Genomic DNA, 20,022 nt, shown 5'->3' on the forward strand with positions numbered 1-20,022 from the left:
TTCAACATTTATTGTATTGATAAATATTCATCTTATTTTTCCTGAAATTTTTCTAATAAGCTGAGTGATAATAATTATAGGAATATATCTATCCAATAATCAAAAATATTGTGAGCAGTCTATTAACTAACCCCCAAGTTTATTTCCAGTATGAGCAAATGTCAGTACATGATATAATCATATAAAATTAATATGATTTATTTCGATGTTTTGAAAATCTTTTTTTTCCTCCTCCTGATTAGATTAATTTTTTTTTATAATAGCGATCGCCTTTCTTTTTCTGATTTTATATTTTGAGTGTTTTTTATTAGACATCTCCAAAAATCTCAATTTTAGAGCTGCAGGGTAAGGGTTGGAGAACCTCCAAGAATGGGACTTATTGCATAAGATTAACTGAATCAAGCAAAATTCACTAGAAAAATTCTTTTTTATAAATTTTTCCTAAAAATCTCTAAAAATTTATTCCTTGTTGTCTGGTACCTGTTGCCTACTCTACCAAGAAGTATATTAAATAGTTGTGCAAAATGAATTACACATATTTGAGCAAGTTATTTATAGTATAAAAGACAAATACATTATATAATGAACATCGATTAAGTCTAATGATTAAATTTACCTCCTAACTATTTTCTGAGCAAAGAAAAAGGTTAGGTTTTTATGATTAGTAAATTATTAGTTTTATACCAAATATAAGCCTACTATTATTTAATACTCGTAGTTGCTTGACGTAAAGATTTAATTGTGGCGATCGCCTGTTCTGCTACTAGATCTATTTCTTCGGCAGTATTAAACCGCCCAATACCAAAGCGCACAGAAGCATAAGCTAACTTTTCTGAACGCCCTAAAGCTTGCAAAACATGGGAAGGTGAGATTTTGGCAGAAGTGCAAGCAGAACCAGAAGAAACCGCCATCACACTTTGTAAGCCCAACAATAAAGCTTGGCCATCTACACCCTCAACACTAATGTTTAAATTTCCTGGTAAACGCTGAGTCGGATGTCCGTTGAGAAAAATATTTTCTAATGTTTGTAACTTCTCCCATAACTGTTGTCGTAAACTAGTTAACCGTTTTGCCTCCGACTTTATTTCTGCTAACGCCAATGCCACCGCTTTACTAAAACCAACTATTTGAGGCGTACACAAAGTACCAGAACGTATTCCTCGTTCGTGTCCACCTCCATGTATTTGAGGCGCTATTTTGACTCTCGGATGGCGACGACGCACATAGATAGCACCAATACCTTTTGGTCCGTAAATTTTATGGGCAGTTAATGACATTAAATCAATATTCATTGCCTGTACGTCAAGAGAAATTTTACCAATAGCTTGTGCAGCATCAGTATGGAAAATAATCGAATTTTCTTTGCATATTTCTCCTATTTTTGCTAAGGGTTGTAAGACTCCAATTTCATTATTTGCTGCCATAATAGATACGAGAATTGTATCATCACGCAAAGCTGTTTCAAGACGAGTTATATCGATAATTCCATCTCTATTTACAGGTAAATAAGTTACTTCAAATCCCAAATTTTGTAAATAGGCACAGGGGTCGAGAACTGCATTATGTTCAGTAGTGATCGTAATAATATGTTTGCCTTTATTAAAGTAAGCTTCAGCTATTCCTTTGATGGCTAAATTATTTGATTCTGTTGCACCACTGGTAAAGATAATTTCTTCAGGACTAGCATTAATACCTGTAGCCAAAATTTCTCTAGCTTTTTTCACTGCTGCTTCTGCTTCCCAACCATATTGATGGGTAATGCTAGCGGGGTTGCCAAAATGTTCTGTGAAGTAGGGCAACATTGTTTTTAATACTCGTTCATCAAGGGGAGTAGTTGCATTACAGTCGAGATATATAGGACGTTTAAACATAGCGATCGCTTAATAATTAGTTAATTATTTTATGTTCTCATATTTTATAGTATCAAAAACTAGGTTCTTGGGAGCAAATTTAGGTATTGTGAGATGTATCATACGATGTCTAGTTATTATACATAACATTTTTTCATTCCTTTCTAATACTTCTAACTCCTGTCTTCTGCTTTACCTTCAGAAATATTGGTTTTGTCTAAACCGAATTTAGTTATAATACCGTTTCTTAAAAGTAATACTCCCATTAGAAGATAGTAAAAATAAGTACATAAATCACAAAGGTTAGTTAATAATAAATAATGCTTAATAAATAGTATTTAGAAATATAAAATCTAAGTATATAGTAACCCTAAATCATTAGTAAAAATTACTATTTTTATTGACAAATAGTTCTAACCATTCCTGCTTTTGCTTTCTACCTTCAGCATAGGTGCCTTCTAATCGCTTATCTCTTTCACTTTTAAGATAGAATTACTATATAATTGCCATAATACTAATACTATTTATCAAAAGTACTACTAGATTTTAAAATTAATAGAAATAAATATAAAAATCACAGAAGTTAATTAGTAATATAACTACGTCAATAAATCTTATTTGGAAATAGAAAATTTAAGTATAGTAAAGTTTTTAAGAAGTCGTATAGTCAATTTTATTAGCATTTTTAGGCTAGGTTTCCTCTATAAACAACTTTCTTGACAAGGTGTTAAGGAAACCCAAGAATTTAGGTAAAATAACTTGTAGGTGGGGTTGACATTAGGAAAACCAAACAATATAGAGTTTTTGGGTGTGGGAAAATTGAAAATGCTCAAAAGCTTACTCTTTATAGTTTTCAGTTTTTTTTATATTAAAAAATATGCTTTAACTTTGACATGATATGGATTTTAGCCTTTTTTTATTGCTTAATTCCCAATAACTCTAATATAAATAATGCCACTATTCTATTAGTGGCATTATAAAACTACTATAGAGTTTTTACTGACAATTACCACAGCCCTCTTACAGGAGCTGGAGGAATAGGTCGTGTAATAGGAGGTGGTGGTTGAAGCGGTGGAAACTCTAAAGATGGTGGACCTTGAAAGTCATATCGTGGTACATTAACTTTTATCCTTTCGTAATTATAATCTGGGATAACTTTAAAAAAATCAATACAACCACAAGGGTTTTCTGGGTTATCATCTTTTTTACCAACAACTGCATAAACCCGCATTCCAGGTACTAGACCTGCTATCTCTATATTGTGCTTAGGGGAAAAATATAGACTTCGTAGTTGACCACGTTCTTCTTCAGGAATTGTGACATAAGTTGGTTCACCATTATTTCCTGCAATTCCAGGAATGCCTAATTCTTCTTCTTCATCTATAAGAATTGTGACTACATTACCAACGATACCTTTAACATAGCCCACAACCTCAATTTGGTTTCCTCCCCTAGGGCGAGATCTTTCACGTTGAGCAACTAACTCAAGTTCAGGAGCCGCGATCGCAGGATAAACTGCTCCTAATGTAATTAATACTGACAAGCAACCACTTGTCAAAATTGTCTGTTTTGGAAGACGCATGACTACCTCACAAAATTTTACCCTGGCCTTAAGTCTGTTTTTCTATCAAATCTTGCCATTTAGGGCAAAGTTTTCAAAACAGGTATAGCTGGACAGTAGTTAGTTTATCGGCTATTTTATCAAACCTTGCTCTTTATAGCGGGATTTTAATTAAAGCCTCAGCCAAAAATTTATCACTAACAACTATTTTTGACAAGTCATTTCAATTTTAAATTATAATATCAGTACCTACCGCTGAAACGATGAGCTTAAAATACTGAATCAAATATTTTGTCATCTTCTATCTAATATGAAGTTTCATGAATTATAGTGATTGTAAATAAGAATGAGACACTATTGGGCACAATAATTACTAATAATTTCATCAAGATATTTGTTAATAGGTGAATACATTCTAGCTCTTTTTAATGCACTAAAATCATGTTCTTAGTCATTTAAATCAGGAGAGTATTTTGGCAAAAATAGTAATTGATGACCCCCTGCTTCTACTAATTCTCTAATAACCTTTTTTCGTTAGAATTGGTTAATTCTCTATAATTAGTACACTGGGAATTTTTCATGAGGGCAATAAATCATCATTTAACCATTATTCAAATCCTACGGTATTTAGGCTTCCTTTGAATATAATTGTTGCCATTAAATCCTTTTAATTTTTTATTTTCCAGGCTACTAAATTTTATCTTTTTCCTCATTTTACTTCTGGCTCATCATCAAGTTTTTTCCCTTTTTTTGACCAGGCATAAATACAGTATTGATTATCTTAAAATCCTGGCTCATAAATTAATACAAGGCTTTTAATCCCAATTTTTTTGATAATATTTCGTAGTTTCTGATAATATTTTATTCTTTCTTATCTATTTATTTGTCTATAACGAAGTTATTTTTTTTAAGGAAATTTTATTCTTTTCAAAGCATAAAACATAGCTGTAGAATAAACTCCAATTTTTTTAGCTCTGTCTGCTAATGAGATATTTTTTATTTGCTTTTATATCTTTTGATAATTCTTTCCAATCTAATTTTCTTTAACGAACTTTTACCTTAGTTGCTTCCAATTTTGGGGGGGGGGAGATAACTATTTATATATTAAGCTATTCTTATCCCAAATATATGAACTACTTCGGTAAGTATACCACCATTTCCTACAAAATTTATGACTTTTTGTCTTAAGTCTAAACTGTAAGGCATGGTTAAAAATAGTTTCTAGTTGAGTCGATTTTATTCTACTCAATTTTTTTCTCAATCTTAATTAAAACGACTATAACTATAATAAAAATGCTTTTCTTATATCAACTACTCCCCATTCCCAATTCACTCAAACTTTCCTAAAGTGGTTATTCAAAGAGACATGATATCAGGAGAGTTGTTAAAAATACAGAAGGAGATAGAGAGATAGTCATAACTGGGAAATTTTGGCACCCTAAGTCTGGAAACATACCATATTTATCAACTGAAAGACTTACCACTGCCGGCAAGGGTTACCTAAAAGCGGGCAAAATTTCTTAACACAACAGTTTTACTATTCAAGCCTTGTACTTAATGATGTCCGATCCCATGCTGTATCCTTGAAAGTCAATTAATTAATTGTTGCCATTTAAACTAATTGAAGCAGATAAGCAGGTAAACAAAATAAATTGCACATTTTGAGTAGATAAATGAGAAAATTTATAACTAAATAGGGTTAGCACATCTATTATCTATGGGCTAAGGTTTTTTGTAGGTCAACAGGTGAGCAGGTTGACACGGATGAATCCTTTAGTCAGCAGGTCCGGTATAGTAGGAATTGTCCCCTGCTTTTTCTGCTGTCAATATGCCCATTCATCAAATCTATGCATGAACTTAAGTAACCGAACTTATGGTATTTTTTGAAACTTCCTAATTTGGCTTAGGTATAATTTGTATCAATGTTTTGAGAATTCATCAGCAAGTCCTAAGTAGCCAAGCAAAATTAATTTTATATTTGCAACTTTTGTTAAGTAGGTAGACTCAATTATTTTTATCTACTTATAGAGTTTAATGGTATATTTTTTTCCCTACTCCCTACTCCTACTATCTATCTGAAAAATGTTAAATTAATTTAGCACAGGTAATTATCTCCGCAGAGAGTAAAACGAAGTGTAAAGAGGCAATTCTCTTGAGTTTCGACTACACTAATATGTTGTTATATAGTAAGATTTATTAGTGCTTACCTACTTAGAAGCTGAAATATAATCCCTGTATAAACATCACCCTTAGTCAATAATTATATGTAGGTGCTTATTTAGTGAGACTACTAAAAAAAGATTCGTAATTATTAAAAATATCAGTAATTATTGATTAGTTGTTTCTCCTGCCTTTACTTTTCTGTCTCCCAACATATATTCTTTTTCAATATTAATAGCTTCTATCCCCTCATTTGCCATCAAATCAAACATTGATCCTAATTGCACCCAAATCAATAAAGCAGTTGGAAATACTACTATTGCACCCATCAGAATAGATAACCATTCAATAATATTAAATACAGAAAGACTAGCTGCCACACATAAAAAGACAAATAAAGTAGTCCCTAAATAAGTAGCTATTATATTAGGTGTTTGATGATCTATTTTTCTTTTATAGTTTTTGCCTTGAGACCAGAGAGTTAATTTATACTCCAACATATCTTTAAAAACAACTCCTAAGAGAATAGCAAACAACAATGTCAACTGAATTACTGTATAAACAGGAAAATTAAAAAAAGTGTTACTGTACATTTTTGTCTAGCCACAAATATTTACAAATATTAACTATTGTAAATTATATCACGTTTTTTTATCTAATATGGGATAATAGTAAATCTGCTTATCGAAATCATATTTTTTTTTATTTTTCTCTAACCCTTCTGCCTGCTGCCTGACTCATAAGTACCTTACCTTCAGATATTAGTTGCTTTCTAAACCGGATTTAGTATAGCACTAAATTCAGCGCTTTTGAATTTCTGTATTGAAAATATTGATATAGGAATGAGCAGGTATATAGTTGATGTTGAGGGGTTTCGCTTATTCTAACTTCTGACTTAAAGTATCCTTTGTGACTATTGAGATCCTCCCCAGCTGTTAGGCACGCTTAAACCACCCAGCCTTAGCTCCGATGAGGGTTAACTTTTGATAGGCTGCCACACCTCGACCTATTGCTGGGGGGTGAGTTACACTTGCTTCTACATCTGTTGTTTGTATCCTTTTGCCCAAAGAGGGACTAATATATTTATTTCTTCATTTTCATCACGGTCGTGTTTTGCAGCACAGTTGAAAAATTCCCATTCTTACCCCTGAAAGGTCTAACTTTCTAACTTTAAAACCACAACAAGAGCAAATTTGAGATGTGGGTTATGTCCGACTAATTACTCTGAAATCACGACCATATTTTTCTGCAAATCCATATCTAACAGTATTCTAGATTGTCTTGAACCTAGTTAGAGTTGATAGGGGTGTTTCCATTCCTATCTTCTACTGTTTTCCAGTACTTGTCCATATTTATGCTCCTATTTCCTTTAGATTTAGCCCAAGTTCTTAATTTTTGGCAAACAAAGTGATCTAGTAAAAAAAATGTTTCCTTGCTGACTACAGATGAGTAATAGTTTGACCATCCTCTAATTATTGGGTTCAGCTTAATTATTAAAGCAGCTTGTGGCGAAGTCTTTAGGATATCTATTACTTACTTTTGTGATTCTTGGACAATGGGCCTTGATTTTCTTCTTAGAGGTTATTATTAGTGTTTTGAAACCTAGTGGTTATTCATTTGATTTACATACAGATATGTAATTTCCTACCTTGTGCTGTTGTATTTTGCTGGCCTTGTTGATAAAGCTTTTGCTTAAACGAAGCCTTACTATTTTTTTGACCTCAATACTTAGATAAGATAACTAGTTGTAGTGTAAATATTTTAAAGAATTACTAACAATACACTATATGTAGAGGTAATATGTAAGTCGTGAAACTTTAAGATTGAGCAATTTCTTGGCGGAAGTTTTGCCATCCATCAACAGCATTAAGATTAGAAGTAACTCCTTTTTCTAGTAAAACTACACCATCTCCAAAGTCAGTAATTCCATATTCACCAGAATTATAAAGTTCTTCAATTCGAGGAACAATTGTTTCTAGTCGTTGGCGATCGCTCTTAAAAGCTACCCGATACCTATTCAACCGCCACAGGTCAACAATAATATATTGTACTTTTTCAATCTTTTTAGCATCATTGCGAAATTGCATTCTGGGAAATCGCAAAATTGCTCGACGACTTGATAAATGTGGAATAATATAAGTTGTTGCTGCGACACTAGCATCATCAGGAATTTTATCTAACAATGGTCGCATTTGACTAACATGCTGCCATTGTTCGTTTGCTGGTATATAAACCCAAGGTTTAACTGAATCTGGTACTAAAAAATAGAAGGTGCGATTAGGATTAGATGTAAATGTAAAAAATAGTGACAGGCAAATACAAACTACCCAGAAACGAAGAAATTTTGGTGATGGTACTGGTGAATTCTTAACTTCTGATTCTCTCTTTCCCCACCATAAAATTGCACCATAAAATAATCCTGGCACTACTGTCATAGCATAACGAATTGTAATTGACAGTACAGACAAACCCTTAGCAGAAAATAGTTTCAGCAAAGGAAATCCTGCTATCATCCAAGCTGCAGGAGCAACAGCAGGCACAAATGCTAGAGGTAACCATTGACCTAATAAATATTTGAGAGTACCAAAAAATGGAGTAAAAATTTCCTTGATCAAGCGCCAAGGGTTGCTCATCATGCCCCAAATAATTTCTAGAGTAGAAGCTTGGTCTCCTTCTGTATATTGACCAAATCTTTCCATCATAAATCTCTGGGAAATGTCTTCAGAAAACACTGGCATAATAAGATTGGTTAGAGCTATCATATAGGAAAAACTGAGAGTACAGATAGCTAAACCTATTTTGGGATAGCGTTTACTTAAGATTAAGTAGAATCCGACTCCAAATAATACTACTCCTGAATCTTCTCGAACAGCTAAAGTTAATACTGCTAAAATCCAAAATAGAGACCACCAGCGTTTTTCCATGGCCAATAGCAAGCTAAATACAAACAAAGGTATTTGACAAATATCATGAAAATTGGCTAGGGTAGGGCCTATTACTGCATTAGCTCCATAGAAACTAATGCTCATCATGGCTGATAACTGTGGTTGGAGATGCTGTCTAGCCAGGATATATAGAACTAAGCCCGAAACACTAATTAATGTTACCTGTAAGACTGTTAGAGTAATAGGATATGGAAATAAGACATATATTGGCAACCAAAGCAAAAGAGCCGGGGTAAAATGTTGGCCTAAGCGGTGATAATATACTTCTGAGACTTGGCCTTGATGAACTACATTCGTGGAAAGAGCTGAAGAGAGGGAACTTTGAAAAAAATGACCGTGCATACTATTCCAAAAGACTTGGTTAAATATACCTTGGTCGTAAGAGGCGTAAAAACTGTAATAACGGTGTAGGTTGAACAACAGACAAACTACAAAAAAGGCGATCGCTACCACAAATAGCTTTATTTGGAACTGATTTTTTTGCCTACTAACCAACATTGTTATCCATATATACTTAAAGCTCGCAGTATACAACTTACCAGAAATTTACACCTTCTTGAGTCATCATAGCCACTAATCAGACTTATTGTTTTTATTTATATAAAGTATAAATTATGTCTAATGACTATTGGATAATTTCAATACTGTCAAGAAAGGCAATTTACAGTATTGAGTGTCACAATATAAAATAGAGATTAAGTTATTTCAGAAACAAATTTTCTGTTAATGGCCAATAAATTTCAAAGTAATTTGTGAATGGTTAAGTGGTAAACCCCGCCCTGCTTGTCCAGTCAGGCCTAATATCTAAGTAGGCGGGAATATTTTCGGAACGTTACAGATGGTTAATTCCTCTCTTTCTGTTCGGCAACAAGATACTAATAGCCCATCTCACTTAGCCAGGGATTTTGTACAGGTGTCTTTAGAAAAATCTAATAACGAAGGATTCTTGCAACTTTTATTGTTTATTAATAAACGTCCTGGTTCTGAAGAACAAATTCAAGCTATTCATAATTCTCTAGCCAATTTAAAAACAGATTACCCATTTGAGTTCAATATCATTGATGTAGGAGAACAACCCTACATGGCAGAACATTTTAAGTTAATTGCTACTCCTGCTCTACTAAAAACTCATCCTGAACCAAGACAAACTCTTACTGGAACAAATTTGGTGGCAAAAATGGAATATTGGTGGCCTCGTTGGCAACGTTCCTTAGCAGAATATTGGCACAGTTATAACTCTCCACCTCTATCACAAGAAGTTGTTAGTCAAAAATTATCCTCTAGTCCAATCAATTGTGCTGCTGAATTAATGCAAATGTCAGATGAAATTTTTCGCCTCAAGCGGGAAAAAGAACAATTGCAAGCTCAACTAAAATTTAAGGACCGTATCATTGCCATGTTAGCTCATGACTTACGGAATCCTCTGACGGCACTTTCATTGGCTCTGGAAACTTTAGAATCAACTCAAAAAAGGGCAAATAATGAGTCGGTAAAAAGTTCTCCAACTTTTTTTGAACGCTTGATTAAGCAGGCACGTTATCAAGTGCGTATGATTGATAGAATGATTACAGATATTCTAGAAAGACCTATAGGGAAAAGTACTAAGTTACCAATTGAACCTGACAAGTTAGATCTCGGAGCATTATGTTTAGAGGTGAAAATACAGTTTCGAGACCGACTCAAGGCAAAAAAATTGCAGCTAAAAACAGATATTCCTAATGATTTGCCCTTAATTTATGCTGATAGAGAAAGAATACGTCAGGTAATAGTTAATTTGCTTGATAATGCAATTAAATATACTCCTAAAGAGGGTGAGATTCAGATTATCATCCTTGATCGCACAACTCAAAAGGTGCAAGTAACGGTTTCTGATAGTGGGCCTGGTATTCCTAAGGAAAATCGCTATCGGATTTTTGAAGATTCTTTCCGACTAAAACGGGATGAGTCACAGGAGGGTTATGGTATTGGTCTGGCTTTATGTCACCGAATTATCTTATCTCACTATGGTAAAATTTGGGTAGATTCTAGTCCTAATAATGGTAGTTGCTTTCATTTTACTTTACCTGTTTATAGATAATTTGTGGTAGTTAGTTTTTCGCTTTTAGCTTTTAACTATTAGTCGGTTTTGTTGACCTTGATGTATTGTTTTATTTTTTGAGTTTGATACTAGAAAATTGCATAGCTTTTTCTTGAGTTAAACAGGTTCCAGTTAGAAAATAGCCAAAAATAATAATTATGTTAAGAAACTGGGTTTCTTGTTTTGGTATTTAATTACTGTTGAAGATAAAAATATCGCTTTTATAACATTTATCAAAAACTTCTCAGCCCATATCTTGAGTAGGATACCCACACTAACCCCTCCCATGAGGGCAGGGCTATTTCATTTGAAGCTTTTATATAAAAAAAATAGTTGGTCAATGTAATTATTTTTTTTACTTATCAACTGTTTTTTTGTATAAAATCGTGTATATAAATATTCTAATTAAACAGCTCAAAAAAATCCATGATTTCGGTAAATATCAAGGCTAAAGAAATGAATTGTTGTTAATCTTAATGATAACTATTCTGATATCTATGTCTTAATATACATCTATTTTTGATTCTTGGTGATTTGCCTTTAGCTAATAAATCAAATATTATGAATTTTTCAATATTTATCCAGAAAAAGTATCATCATCTTCAACAATTTATTTGAAAATAAAACGAATAAATTTTCTGAATACTCTTTAGGATTTTAATGAATAGGGAAGAAAATAATTTTGATATAATTGATTGCAAAAATGGCTGGCTGTTGATGCTCAAGGTTTCAGAAATACTCTTACTAATTTTCACAATAATCAGCAAAATTTTGTTTCAATGATTTCATTATTTAATCAAAATAGTGGATCTTTTTTTTTCTTAAAATTGTTGAAAATAAAAAACTATCATAAATCCAACAAGTGCAATACTTTATATCAAATATTTACTTCACAATACTGTTTTTATGATGGATTATTGAAATTGTCAAAAACCACTCAATTAATTACACAAATAAACAATAACTATTTAATTGCTGTTCAAAAATTAGCCAAATTTATCAAGGCAGATTACAACCCATGGTCAAAATATTTTATACTATAATTTATGGCTATTTTCTTGACCTAAACTTACTTAATAAGAAAGCCAATTTTTTAAATATTTATGAATAATTTGACATTGTGCGATCGCTGATAAAAAAAATTATTAAAAAGCAACAGAGTAAACAGCTTAAACTAGAGAGTTACAGCTAAATTAACTAGATATTTAATAGATTTTTCTAAAAACTTAATGAACTCAATTTTATTAGGTGAATAATTATTAAAGATACTTATTATATAATTCTTCTTTTAAAGTTTAATTATTTTTTTTCGGATTTGGCGATCGCTACTATGAAAGAGCGATAGTCAATCTAAAAATAAATTTTTTATTGGGAATAGAACGGAGTGGAAAGAGGCAATCTCTATTACTGTGAGATTGCTTCTTGAGGTTTATAATAACAATTATTTAACCATAATTTATTTTAAATAAAAGTCAAATCAATCATCAAATTTAACACTTATTTCAGCGCTACCTTTAGTCTTTATTTCATCTAGAATCTCAGTCGGAATATTTGTCACTCTCTTGACTGTAGCACTTGTTGTATTGAGAAAACTTTTTTCTCCTTTTTTACTGTAAGTTTTAATTTCTATCAATTCTTTTTGGTCATCAAGAATAAGACGGCTTCCCAACACAGAATATCCTTCTTGTTCAATTCTTGTATGGATATTTTCAATATCTTCCTCCAGTAAAGCAAAATTTAAAGTTTCCCTCTGGATACTATTCAAAGTATCAATATCAACAACATTTTCTTGTAATGCTTGTGATATTTTTTCCCCTGCATTTTTAACAGTATTGAAAAATTCACCAAACTTATTTCCTAAATTGTTTGCTTTTTTCATAGATATCCTCCTGAAAAAAATTAAAGTTTTTTTGAATCATTTTGTATTAACTTTAGTTGTTACTTTAAGTACCTCTTCGGCCTAACTCCAGCTTTGCTTTGTATTCGAGTTGATCCTCTAAGTCTTGAGGAACATCTAAGGGATCAATTTCCTCTTGGTCTGATAAAAGTCTTGTAGTTTTGTCATAAATATTTCTAGCAAAAATTTCAACTCTTTTGTAAATGCGTTTGCCTTTTTTAACTAGATAAACAATAGCATCAGAAGTTACCTCAACGGCTCGGTTTATCAAATCTAGTAGAGATTCTATTACGCGAGTAAACCAAGCTGTGATGTCATCCCAAAAATAACCAACAGCAGCACCACCAAAAAAACTTAAACCTATAATTGTCCAAGTTATAGGATCTATCGGCATAATTTATTCCTCCTTTAAATTTGAATTATTTCCGTTTTCTACAACAACTGTTTCTGCTAAATTAATTTTTTTGTGACGCAGTTTGATAGTTTTATATTTGTCGATTTCTTCATTTATAACTTCTTCATCAATAACTTTTACTTTACCAACTAGCAATTTTAATCCTAGCTTAATTGTGATGTTCCTAATATCTCCACCACATAATCCTTCACTAATTTCAGCCGCTCTTTCATAACTGATATTTTTAGGCACTTTTTCAGATATATGAAATTGCCAAAGTTGAGTTCTCATTTCTATATCTGGTACGGGAAACTCAACATTAAAAATAATTCTCCTTAAAAAAGCCTCATCATAATTTTCAAATAAGTTTGTGGCAAATATAATTACGCCATTAAACTTATCCATCAATGTTAATAAGGTGCTTTTGGCAGAGTTAACACCATGATCTGCTGCTTGGGATAAGTTGGAAATTCTTTTACTTAATACAGCATCAGCTTCATCAAAAAATAATAAGCTCTGATTTTCTTCAGCTAGCTTGAAAACCTTTGATAAATTCTTAGATGTACCACCTACTAATTCAGATTCTAATTCTCCATAATTAACCTTGATGATCTGAGTTTCTAACTTTTTGGCAATGGCTTCAGCAGTAATGCTTTTTCCTGTACCTGGTAATCCAAAAAAGTTGATGCTTAAACCATTACCTGTTTTGAGAAAACGATTAAATTCCCATTCAAGTAACAATTTATCCCGATTTTTTACATAAGCAATCATTTCTTTAATTTGCTCAATTGTAGTTTTTGACAAAGCTATTTCATCTAACGTCCATTTAGGTGTTTCGAGTAAACTACTAACTTCATCTTTGGCATTAGACTTGTTTTTCTCCTTGACTAGTTCAAATTTCATGGTTTGATTTTCTGTTGGCTTTATTTTGCCATTGTTAGAGATTTTTATAACAGCAAACAATACTATTCTAAATAAAAATAAGGCTTAATAATAGTGTAAAAAGTATGAACTTTACCCGTTCTATAAAAGTAGAAAAATTACGAAAAGTATAGTACTTTTAAAATGACTTAGTTTAAATACAAAGTTTATTCTGGTGACACTATATTCCTAAAATTTTATTTCTAAAAGGGATTTAGGGTTTTAAGTAAATGGTCTATTAGAACGGGATTTAATATTAATTGATTTATGAATAGTGCAGAAGTCTTGCAATTAGTAGATAATTTAATTTTTGCTAAAACCGGAAAACATTTAGAAGATTTACAAAAAAATTTATTGAAAGGCACTATAGAGGGTAAGAAATATTCAGATATTGCTAAAGACATTGGTTTTAGTGACAGTCATGTCAAAAATGTAGGACAAGAATTATGGAATATTCTCTCATTAGTCTTAGGTGAAAAAGTTAAGAAGTCTAATTTTAAAAGTGTATTTAGAAATATCAAAAGCCTTAATTTTTCATCGGCTATTATTTCGGGATATTGTCATGCTAACCCCACAGCTAATAATATTAATATTTTTTCAGATAGAGAGCGATCGCCTACTTCTATAGAAAATTCCCAAGAAACTAAAAATCAACCAAAAATTGATTTAGCTGAAGCACCCAACATTTTTAATTTCTACGATCGCTCTTCTGAATTAAAAACTTTAGAAAACTGGATAGTAAAAGATTCATCTCGCCTCATTGCACTTTTAGGAATTAGTGGTATAGGCAAAACAACTCTAATACTGGAATTAATAAAACAAATAGAAACTAATTTTAATTACATCATTTATCGGAGTCTGCGCTTTTCCCCTACTCTTGATATAACTCTTACTAAACTATTAAAAAATTTCCCCAACCAAGGAGATACTTACGAGAATATTGAAACCCAAATATCACAACTGCTCAACTGCTTACGTCAATATCGTTGTTTGATTGTTTTTGATGACTTACAAATACTTTTTTGTAGTGGAAAAATTGCCGGTCAATATCAAACTGAATATGAAAATTACCAGATATTTTTTCAGCTTATTGCCGAAATTAATCATCACAGTTGTTTAATATTAAATAGTAGGGAAAAACCCATAGAAATAGCTCAACTAGAAACAAATAATAAGTATGTGCGATCGCTCATTTTAAGTAACTTAGGATTAGCAGCAAAACAAATTCTCCAAAACCAGAAATTGTTAGACGAAGAAGCTTGGGAAAATTTAATTAATATCTATCAAGGTAACCCTCGTTGGATAGAATTTACTGGCACCATGATTCAAGAATTATTTGACAATAGTGTTGCTAAATTTTTGTCATGGGAAAAAGTAATTTTCAGTGAGTCTTTAGTAGCAGAATTAGATAAAAATTTTCAACGAATAACTCAGAATGAAAAAGCCATAATAATTCAACTTTCTCAAGCAAATAAACCAGTTACTTTGCATCAAATTGATAAAAATTTGGAGTTATCAACATCAGACTTATTGAATGCTATACAGTCACTAAAAAGACGATTATTATTAGATATAAAACAAGAATATCAGACAACTTATTTTAGTTTAAATAAAGTCTGGAAACAGTATATTCAAAATCAATCTACTTAGATTCATATTTTCTTCAAAGCAGTAATAATTTGCTCATTAGCTTCAGGAAAAGTAAATCTATCTATCTCATCTAATGTTACCCACCTAAACTCATCACATTCTATAGCTTTTGGTATTCCCCGCAAGTAACGACAATGATATACATGAAGGATGAGTCTAATTTCAGAATAATTATACTCTATTGTAATTAAATGCTTTTCTACTGCAACCTCAATTCCCAACTCCTCTAAAACTTCCCTTTTAATACAATTTTCTATTGTTTCACCAGCTTCTTTTTTACCTCCAGGAAATTCCCATAAACCACCAAACGAATCCCCTAATCTTCGTTTATCAATTAATATTTTTCCTGTTTCATCCCAGATGACAGCAACGCCAATTAACTTATTAGATAATGCCATATTAATTCTTATTTCTAATAAAAAAAACCCTTAGTCTAGCAACCAAGGGAATGATTAAAAATTGACTAATTAACCGTTCTACTAAAATTACCCAAACTTACTTATAGATGATTACATGAGCTTTGAAGCTAGCTTGGGTGTTTCAGCCATATACCACTGAGGACATTCTGTAACTTATTATCTCTCTTAAGGCTTGAAATCCCTTGAAACTCAAGCTAATGATACATATAGTTTTCGTGGGTTAATAGCGGCTATTTTAGTCTAGGCGAGGGAATCAAAATCGCCTATTTTAACAAAAACAATTGTAAGTTTTTAGGTCTAATGAAATCTTTAGTTTGTGAGTTTGTGTAAGATCAATTTTATGTCAATTAGTTATTTACCTCCTTCAGATAAATTAGACATAGCTCTCATATTATGATGACAAATAACATACAATTTTATCAACTTTTGTAAATTATTTGACTTCAATAGTTAGCCCTCATTATTAAACATTTGATTGACTTTAAAAGACTTTTCAAATGTCATTCTTTGTTCAGCATTTCTCAGAAAATAGCCACTTATCATTGCTGAAGCTAATAATTTGCCTAAATTTTCTCTGCTAGTTGTTACATTTACATTAAATTGTTCCGAAGGGATATTTCCCAAGAGTCCAACAATATTTCGCTCCATTACCTGAAAAACTTCTTGGGAAGTTGGTTTTGATAAGTGAGACACTGTATCTGGACTCATAGACTGAACATATTGCCAAAGTAAATTGGCTTCTTCCGAACTTTCTTCAAATAAATCTGACCCGTTATTGTTTCTATTAGCCATTTTTTCTCTCCATTTCAGAAATTTTTTTTGTTTTGACGACCATGGCTGATGGAATTAACCAACCATATCTCTTGAAATTATTAATATTTTTTGACTTCCTAATTACTAATTTAGCAGCTTGACATCTTCCCAACATTGTAATTAAGCTATAACGAGTAATTTATAAGAAAATATCTAGAAATCAAATATTAAATCCTGGTGTAGTAGAGTGGTGTGGTTTATCTTATTTGTGCATTAAATCTTTCAGTATAATTATTGTTTTGGTAAGGTTGGGGAACTTTTTCTCAAGGAACATTTAAGGCTTATCGGTTTACTCGTGTGGGTTAGGCGCAAATTACTCCGTTAAACTTAATAATCTTTGTAATTAGCCATAACCCACCGAAACTTAGACTTTGAGCAAACCTTAATATTTATTTTATAGATACCTTCTCAGATTTACAAAGGCCAGTTTATGTTTCATCGGAAATAAATCTGAGGTTACTTCCAGTATAGTCTTAGGGTTTCTCTACAGTACATAGCCCTAAGAATACTAAACAAACGTCTATGTATTTGCCCTAACTAGCTAAATAATCATTCATATCTTGTTTTCTTTTACGAAGTTTACTTAAAGCTTCCCGCTCTATCTGCCGTACTCTTTCACGACTAATATTCAGGTGGGCACCAATTTTCGATAGAGTCATAGTTTGGCCATCTTCTAAACCAAACCTTAAGGCCAAAACTTGCTTTTGTTGAGGAGTAAGGTCAACCATGATTGATTCTAAATCAGTTCGCATGGAAGATTGGAGAGCATAATCTTCTGGAGAAGCTCCTGTATCTTCTAGTAAGTCTCCTAATTCTGTATCTTGATTATCTCCCACTCGCAAATCTAGAGATAAAGGTAAGCGAGCCCGTTCTAAGCATTCCCGTATTTGTTTTGGAGTTAAACCTAGTTCTTCTGCTATTTCACCAGTAGTAGCCGAACGTCCTAGCTGTTGAGTCAGTTGGCGCTGAACTTTTTTAATCTTATTTAGCTTTTCTGTAATATGGATAGGTAAACGAATTGTGCGGCCTTTTTCTGCTATTGCTCTGGTTATAGCCTGACGAATCCACCAATAAGCATAAGTAGAAAATCTATAGCCCTTAGTCGGGTCAAACTTTTCTACACCTCGCTGCATACCAATGGTGCCTTCTTGAATTAAATCAAGCAAATCTACATTTCGCTTGATATATTTTTTAGCAACAGATACTACCAAACGCAAATTTGCCTCTACCATTTTTCGCTTGGCTCTTTCGCCTTCCCTAATAATTCGCTGCAATTCAGACTTCGACAGCTCCTTGGCCTCAGCCCATTCTAATAATGTTGGTTCACGGCCTAAAGCTTCTGCCAACGTTTGGTTAAATTCCTGCAAAGCCGTTAAGCGTTGAACTTGTTTTCCATAAAGAATTTCTTCTTCGTGGCTTAATAGAGGAACGCGACCAATTTCTCTTAGATAAGTGCATACAGAATCTATGTCTGAGGTTTTACCAATCTTCATAATCTTCATCCCGCTAGATAAATCTACTTTGAGATAGTAAGAAAAGCGGGCGGGCATTACGCTTTTCTTGAATTTTTCTTAAAAAAAGTTTTTTTCTCTGGCCATTTATGATTTATTTGGCTTATAGAGAGTCTAAATTATAGATTTTAGATTTTTTAGATATGAGTAAGGAGTCCAAGTATTATTTTTTTGGCTCTAAAATCGGTATTTATTGGCGATCTAAAGAAGTTTTACTATTTTGGAATTTAGATTTGGTAAATAATCCTAATGGGATTTACCTAAAATAGACTTTCTTATCGCTTCAGATAATTTTTGTGGGCTTTACATAAATAAACACTACGTTAAGAATATTAACATTTCTAAGACTAGATGGCTATACCATTACCAATTGATTTTTTGGATAAATAAGTTGAATTGCCTATATGACCCTACTCATAAATCCTAAAAAAAATTGCATCCTACACAACAAAATTACAAAAATTTTCTTTTCTAAAAAAACTTGATCGAACTAGAACTTCTGGACTTATTTTCTTAGTATTTGACTGTTATATTTTGACTTTTGAAAAAAAAGTTATATGTAATACTAAAAGACTAAAATAAAAGTCTACTTTTAGACTTTTCTCATTGCCTAGTTTTTTATTTAATAACGGCTGTAACTTTAAAAAAAGCCTCTCACAGTTGGCCGGTTTTATATTACTTATTATCTCAGTATGGTTACTGAATCTGGTTTTGATAAAATCAATTTTTATGAATCACAAATTTAATTTTTAGAAGATTTATTAGGACATGTAGTCGATATCATAGTAAAAGATTGTTTACACTCCTTTATACGAATTTAACAAATGTTTGTTAAACTTGCTTGAGTAAGAAACCTTCCCCTCACTAAGACCTTGGAAGGGTAAGAAACTTAGATACAAAGTTTATACAACATCAGAATAATTAACACACTTTTGGTTCTTTATTATCAAAAAAGCTATTGGTAAAGTGTTAATTACTTAATAATTGAATTTTCACCTAAGTTAAGTATTCTTTCTTTTCCTTTCATATTATTCGTGATTTTTTATGGGAATAAAAATTAATGGTATTCCTGGATAATTTTTATTTGTTATACCATTTATCCAAAACTTTTCTACATTTTATTGAATAAGAAAGTTAGGGCAGTGTAGGAGAAGTAAACATAATAATTAACATGAAGTTAGCTAAAGAGAGTAAAAAAAAATATTTTTTTTATTTTTATATTAATTAATTAATTATTTAATAACTAAATTTTTGTAAAAAGTTAGCATGAACCTATGAGAATTGGCATTAACTTTTTGAATGGGATCAAAAACTTAGAAAATAAAAATGATCAAGATTTAATTTACACATGCAGAGAGAAAATAAAAACCATCTAGGCTTTAGGTATTAGGTTTAATAGCTGACACAGATCAAACAATTAGAAAAGTCTTATAAGTTTTTTCAGCAAGTATTCCTGATTTTCCTGAAAGTTGATCTCAAACAAGTCTAATTCATAGGACTAATTCTGAGGAATGAATGGGTGGGAATCTAATAATTTTTGGGAACAGATACTACTAAATGCAGAGAATAAAGATGCGAGTAATTATCATCTAGTTTATACCTTAACTACTATCTACGAGTATAAATCTAACAATTAAGCTACTACAATTTAGAATAGTGCTTGATTCTCAGGTAAAGTCAAAGTTCTCAAGAAAAGAGAAAGACAGAAATCTATCACAAAGATTGCTTCCTCCCATTACAAATTTCAACCTATTTGACAAGGTTTGCTAACCATATATTTCAAGAAAATACTATGATTATTAAATACAAGAGTACTATATCTAT

14 protein-coding genes and 1 pseudogene are annotated in these 20,022 nt (G+C 31.8%); 2 read left to right on the plus strand and 13 right to left on the minus strand.

What is annotated here, in order from left to right; all coding sequences use genetic code 11:
- Window positions 1-701 precede the first annotated feature (701 nt).
- The 7 genes and pseudogenes from TERY_RS19440 to TERY_RS19455 all read right to left on the minus strand — a co-directional run bounded on the left by TERY_RS19440 (window position 702) and on the right by TERY_RS19455 (window position 9,014).
- On the minus strand, window positions 702-1,871 hold the full coding sequence (locus TERY_RS19440; RefSeq protein ID WP_011613388.1) for an IscS subfamily cysteine desulfurase: 1,170 nt from the start codon (window positions 1,869-1,871) through the stop codon (window positions 702-704).
- Window positions 1,872-2,856: 985 nt separating this feature from the next.
- The gene (locus TERY_RS19445; RefSeq protein WP_011613389.1) at window positions 2,857-3,432 is read right to left on the minus strand and encodes a hypothetical protein; all 576 of its coding nucleotides are present in this window, start codon (window positions 3,430-3,432) and stop codon (window positions 2,857-2,859) included.
- A 333-nt stretch (window positions 3,433-3,765) separates the two neighbouring features.
- Window positions 3,766-4,617 (minus strand): annotated as a pseudogene (locus TERY_RS31280) (IS630 transposase-related protein).
- A 1,121-nt stretch (window positions 4,618-5,738) separates the two neighbouring features.
- Entirely contained in the window at window positions 5,739-6,164 is a 426-nt protein-coding gene (locus tag TERY_RS19450) for a hypothetical protein (protein ID WP_011613390.1), read from the minus strand.
- Between the two features lie 342 nt (window positions 6,165-6,506).
- Window positions 6,507-6,638 (minus strand): hypothetical protein, encoded by a 132-nt coding sequence (locus tag TERY_RS37475; RefSeq protein ID WP_370495894.1) that lies wholly within the window; start codon window positions 6,636-6,638, stop codon window positions 6,507-6,509.
- Window positions 6,639-6,858: 220 nt separating this feature from the next.
- On the minus strand, window positions 6,859-7,101 hold the full coding sequence (locus TERY_RS37480) for a group II intron maturase-specific domain-containing protein (protein ID WP_081432566.1): 243 nt from the start codon (window positions 7,099-7,101) through the stop codon (window positions 6,859-6,861).
- Between the two features lie 287 nt (window positions 7,102-7,388).
- Complete coding sequence (locus tag TERY_RS19455; RefSeq protein ID WP_011613391.1) at window positions 7,389-9,014, minus strand: DUF2079 domain-containing protein; 1,626 nt, start codon at window positions 9,012-9,014, stop codon at window positions 7,389-7,391.
- 340 nt (window positions 9,015-9,354) lie between these two features.
- Here TERY_RS19455 and TERY_RS19460 point away from each other — a divergent pair, with 340 nt between their 5' ends.
- The gene (locus TERY_RS19460) at window positions 9,355-10,593 is read left to right on the plus strand and encodes a histidine kinase (RefSeq protein ID WP_011613392.1); all 1,239 of its coding nucleotides are present in this window, start codon (window positions 9,355-9,357) and stop codon (window positions 10,591-10,593) included.
- 1,477 nt (window positions 10,594-12,070) lie between these two features.
- On the opposite strand, the gene TERY_RS19470 is transcribed toward TERY_RS19460, so the two are convergent.
- From TERY_RS19470 to TERY_RS19480, 3 genes are all read right to left on the minus strand, one after another.
- The gene (locus TERY_RS19470) at window positions 12,071-12,472 is read right to left on the minus strand and encodes a hypothetical protein (RefSeq protein ID WP_011613394.1); all 402 of its coding nucleotides are present in this window, start codon (window positions 12,470-12,472) and stop codon (window positions 12,071-12,073) included.
- Window positions 12,473-12,536: 64 nt separating this feature from the next.
- Window positions 12,537-12,884, minus strand: coding sequence for a hypothetical protein (locus TERY_RS19475; RefSeq protein WP_011613395.1), 348 nt, complete (start codon window positions 12,882-12,884; stop codon window positions 12,537-12,539).
- Between the two features lie 3 nt (window positions 12,885-12,887).
- Window positions 12,888-13,787: an AAA family ATPase gene (locus TERY_RS19480; RefSeq protein ID WP_011613396.1), complete on the minus strand. Its 900-nt coding sequence runs from the start codon at window positions 13,785-13,787 to the stop codon at window positions 12,888-12,890.
- A 285-nt stretch (window positions 13,788-14,072) separates the two neighbouring features.
- Here TERY_RS19480 and TERY_RS19485 point away from each other — a divergent pair, with 285 nt between their 5' ends.
- The gene (locus TERY_RS19485; RefSeq protein ID WP_011613397.1) at window positions 14,073-15,455 is read left to right on the plus strand and encodes an ATP-binding protein; all 1,383 of its coding nucleotides are present in this window, start codon (window positions 14,073-14,075) and stop codon (window positions 15,453-15,455) included.
- Between the two features lie 2 nt (window positions 15,456-15,457).
- Here the strand turns inward: TERY_RS19485 and mutT are convergent, their stop codons facing one another.
- The 3 genes from mutT to TERY_RS19500 form a co-directional block, all read right to left on the minus strand.
- Window positions 15,458-15,853 carry an 8-oxo-dGTP diphosphatase MutT gene (gene mutT / locus TERY_RS19490; protein WP_011613398.1) on the minus strand — a complete coding sequence of 132 codons (396 nt, stop codon included), beginning with the start codon at window positions 15,851-15,853 and terminating at the stop codon, window positions 15,458-15,460.
- Window positions 15,854-16,324: 471 nt separating this feature from the next.
- Window positions 16,325-16,666, minus strand: a complete 342-nt coding sequence (locus TERY_RS19495; RefSeq protein WP_011613399.1) for a DUF760 domain-containing protein — start codon at window positions 16,664-16,666, stop codon at window positions 16,325-16,327.
- A 554-nt stretch (window positions 16,667-17,220) separates the two neighbouring features.
- On the minus strand, window positions 17,221-18,180 hold the full coding sequence (locus tag TERY_RS19500; protein WP_011613400.1) for an RNA polymerase sigma factor, RpoD/SigA family: 960 nt from the start codon (window positions 18,178-18,180) through the stop codon (window positions 17,221-17,223).
- Window positions 18,181-20,022: the final 1,842 nt, after the last annotated feature.

The organism is Trichodesmium erythraeum IMS101 (genome assembly GCF_000014265.1).
GTDB lineage: Bacteria > Cyanobacteriota > Cyanobacteriia > Cyanobacteriales > Microcoleaceae > Trichodesmium > Trichodesmium erythraeum.

Excerpts from the sequence above, each read along its gene's own strand:
- TERY_RS19485 (WP_011613397.1), top strand. The coding sequence starts at position 14,073 with ATGAATAGTGCAGAAGTCTTGCAATTAGTAGATAATTTAATTTTTGCT.
- TERY_RS19440 (WP_011613388.1), bottom strand. The coding sequence starts at position 1,871 with ATGTTTAAACGTCCTATATATCTCGACTGTAATGCAACTACTCCCCTT.
- mutT (WP_011613398.1), bottom strand. The coding sequence starts at position 15,853 with ATGGCATTATCTAATAAGTTAATTGGCGTTGCTGTCATCTGGGATGAA.
- TERY_RS19450 (WP_011613390.1), bottom strand. The coding sequence starts at position 6,164 with ATGTACAGTAACACTTTTTTTAATTTTCCTGTTTATACAGTAATTCAG.
- TERY_RS19480 (WP_011613396.1), bottom strand. The coding sequence starts at position 13,787 with ATGAAATTTGAACTAGTCAAGGAGAAAAACAAGTCTAATGCCAAAGAT.
- TERY_RS19475 (WP_011613395.1), bottom strand. The coding sequence starts at position 12,884 with ATGCCGATAGATCCTATAACTTGGACAATTATAGGTTTAAGTTTTTTT.
- TERY_RS19500 (WP_011613400.1), bottom strand. The coding sequence starts at position 18,180 with ATGAAGATTGGTAAAACCTCAGACATAGATTCTGTATGCACTTATCTA.
- TERY_RS19445 (WP_011613389.1), bottom strand. The coding sequence starts at position 3,432 with ATGCGTCTTCCAAAACAGACAATTTTGACAAGTGGTTGCTTGTCAGTA.
- TERY_RS19455 (WP_011613391.1), bottom strand. The coding sequence starts at position 9,014 with ATGTTGGTTAGTAGGCAAAAAAATCAGTTCCAAATAAAGCTATTTGTG.
- TERY_RS19470 (WP_011613394.1), bottom strand. The coding sequence starts at position 12,472 with ATGAAAAAAGCAAACAATTTAGGAAATAAGTTTGGTGAATTTTTCAAT.
- TERY_RS19495 (WP_011613399.1), bottom strand. The coding sequence starts at position 16,666 with ATGGCTAATAGAAACAATAACGGGTCAGATTTATTTGAAGAAAGTTCG.
- TERY_RS19460 (WP_011613392.1), top strand. The coding sequence starts at position 9,355 with ATGGTTAATTCCTCTCTTTCTGTTCGGCAACAAGATACTAATAGCCCA.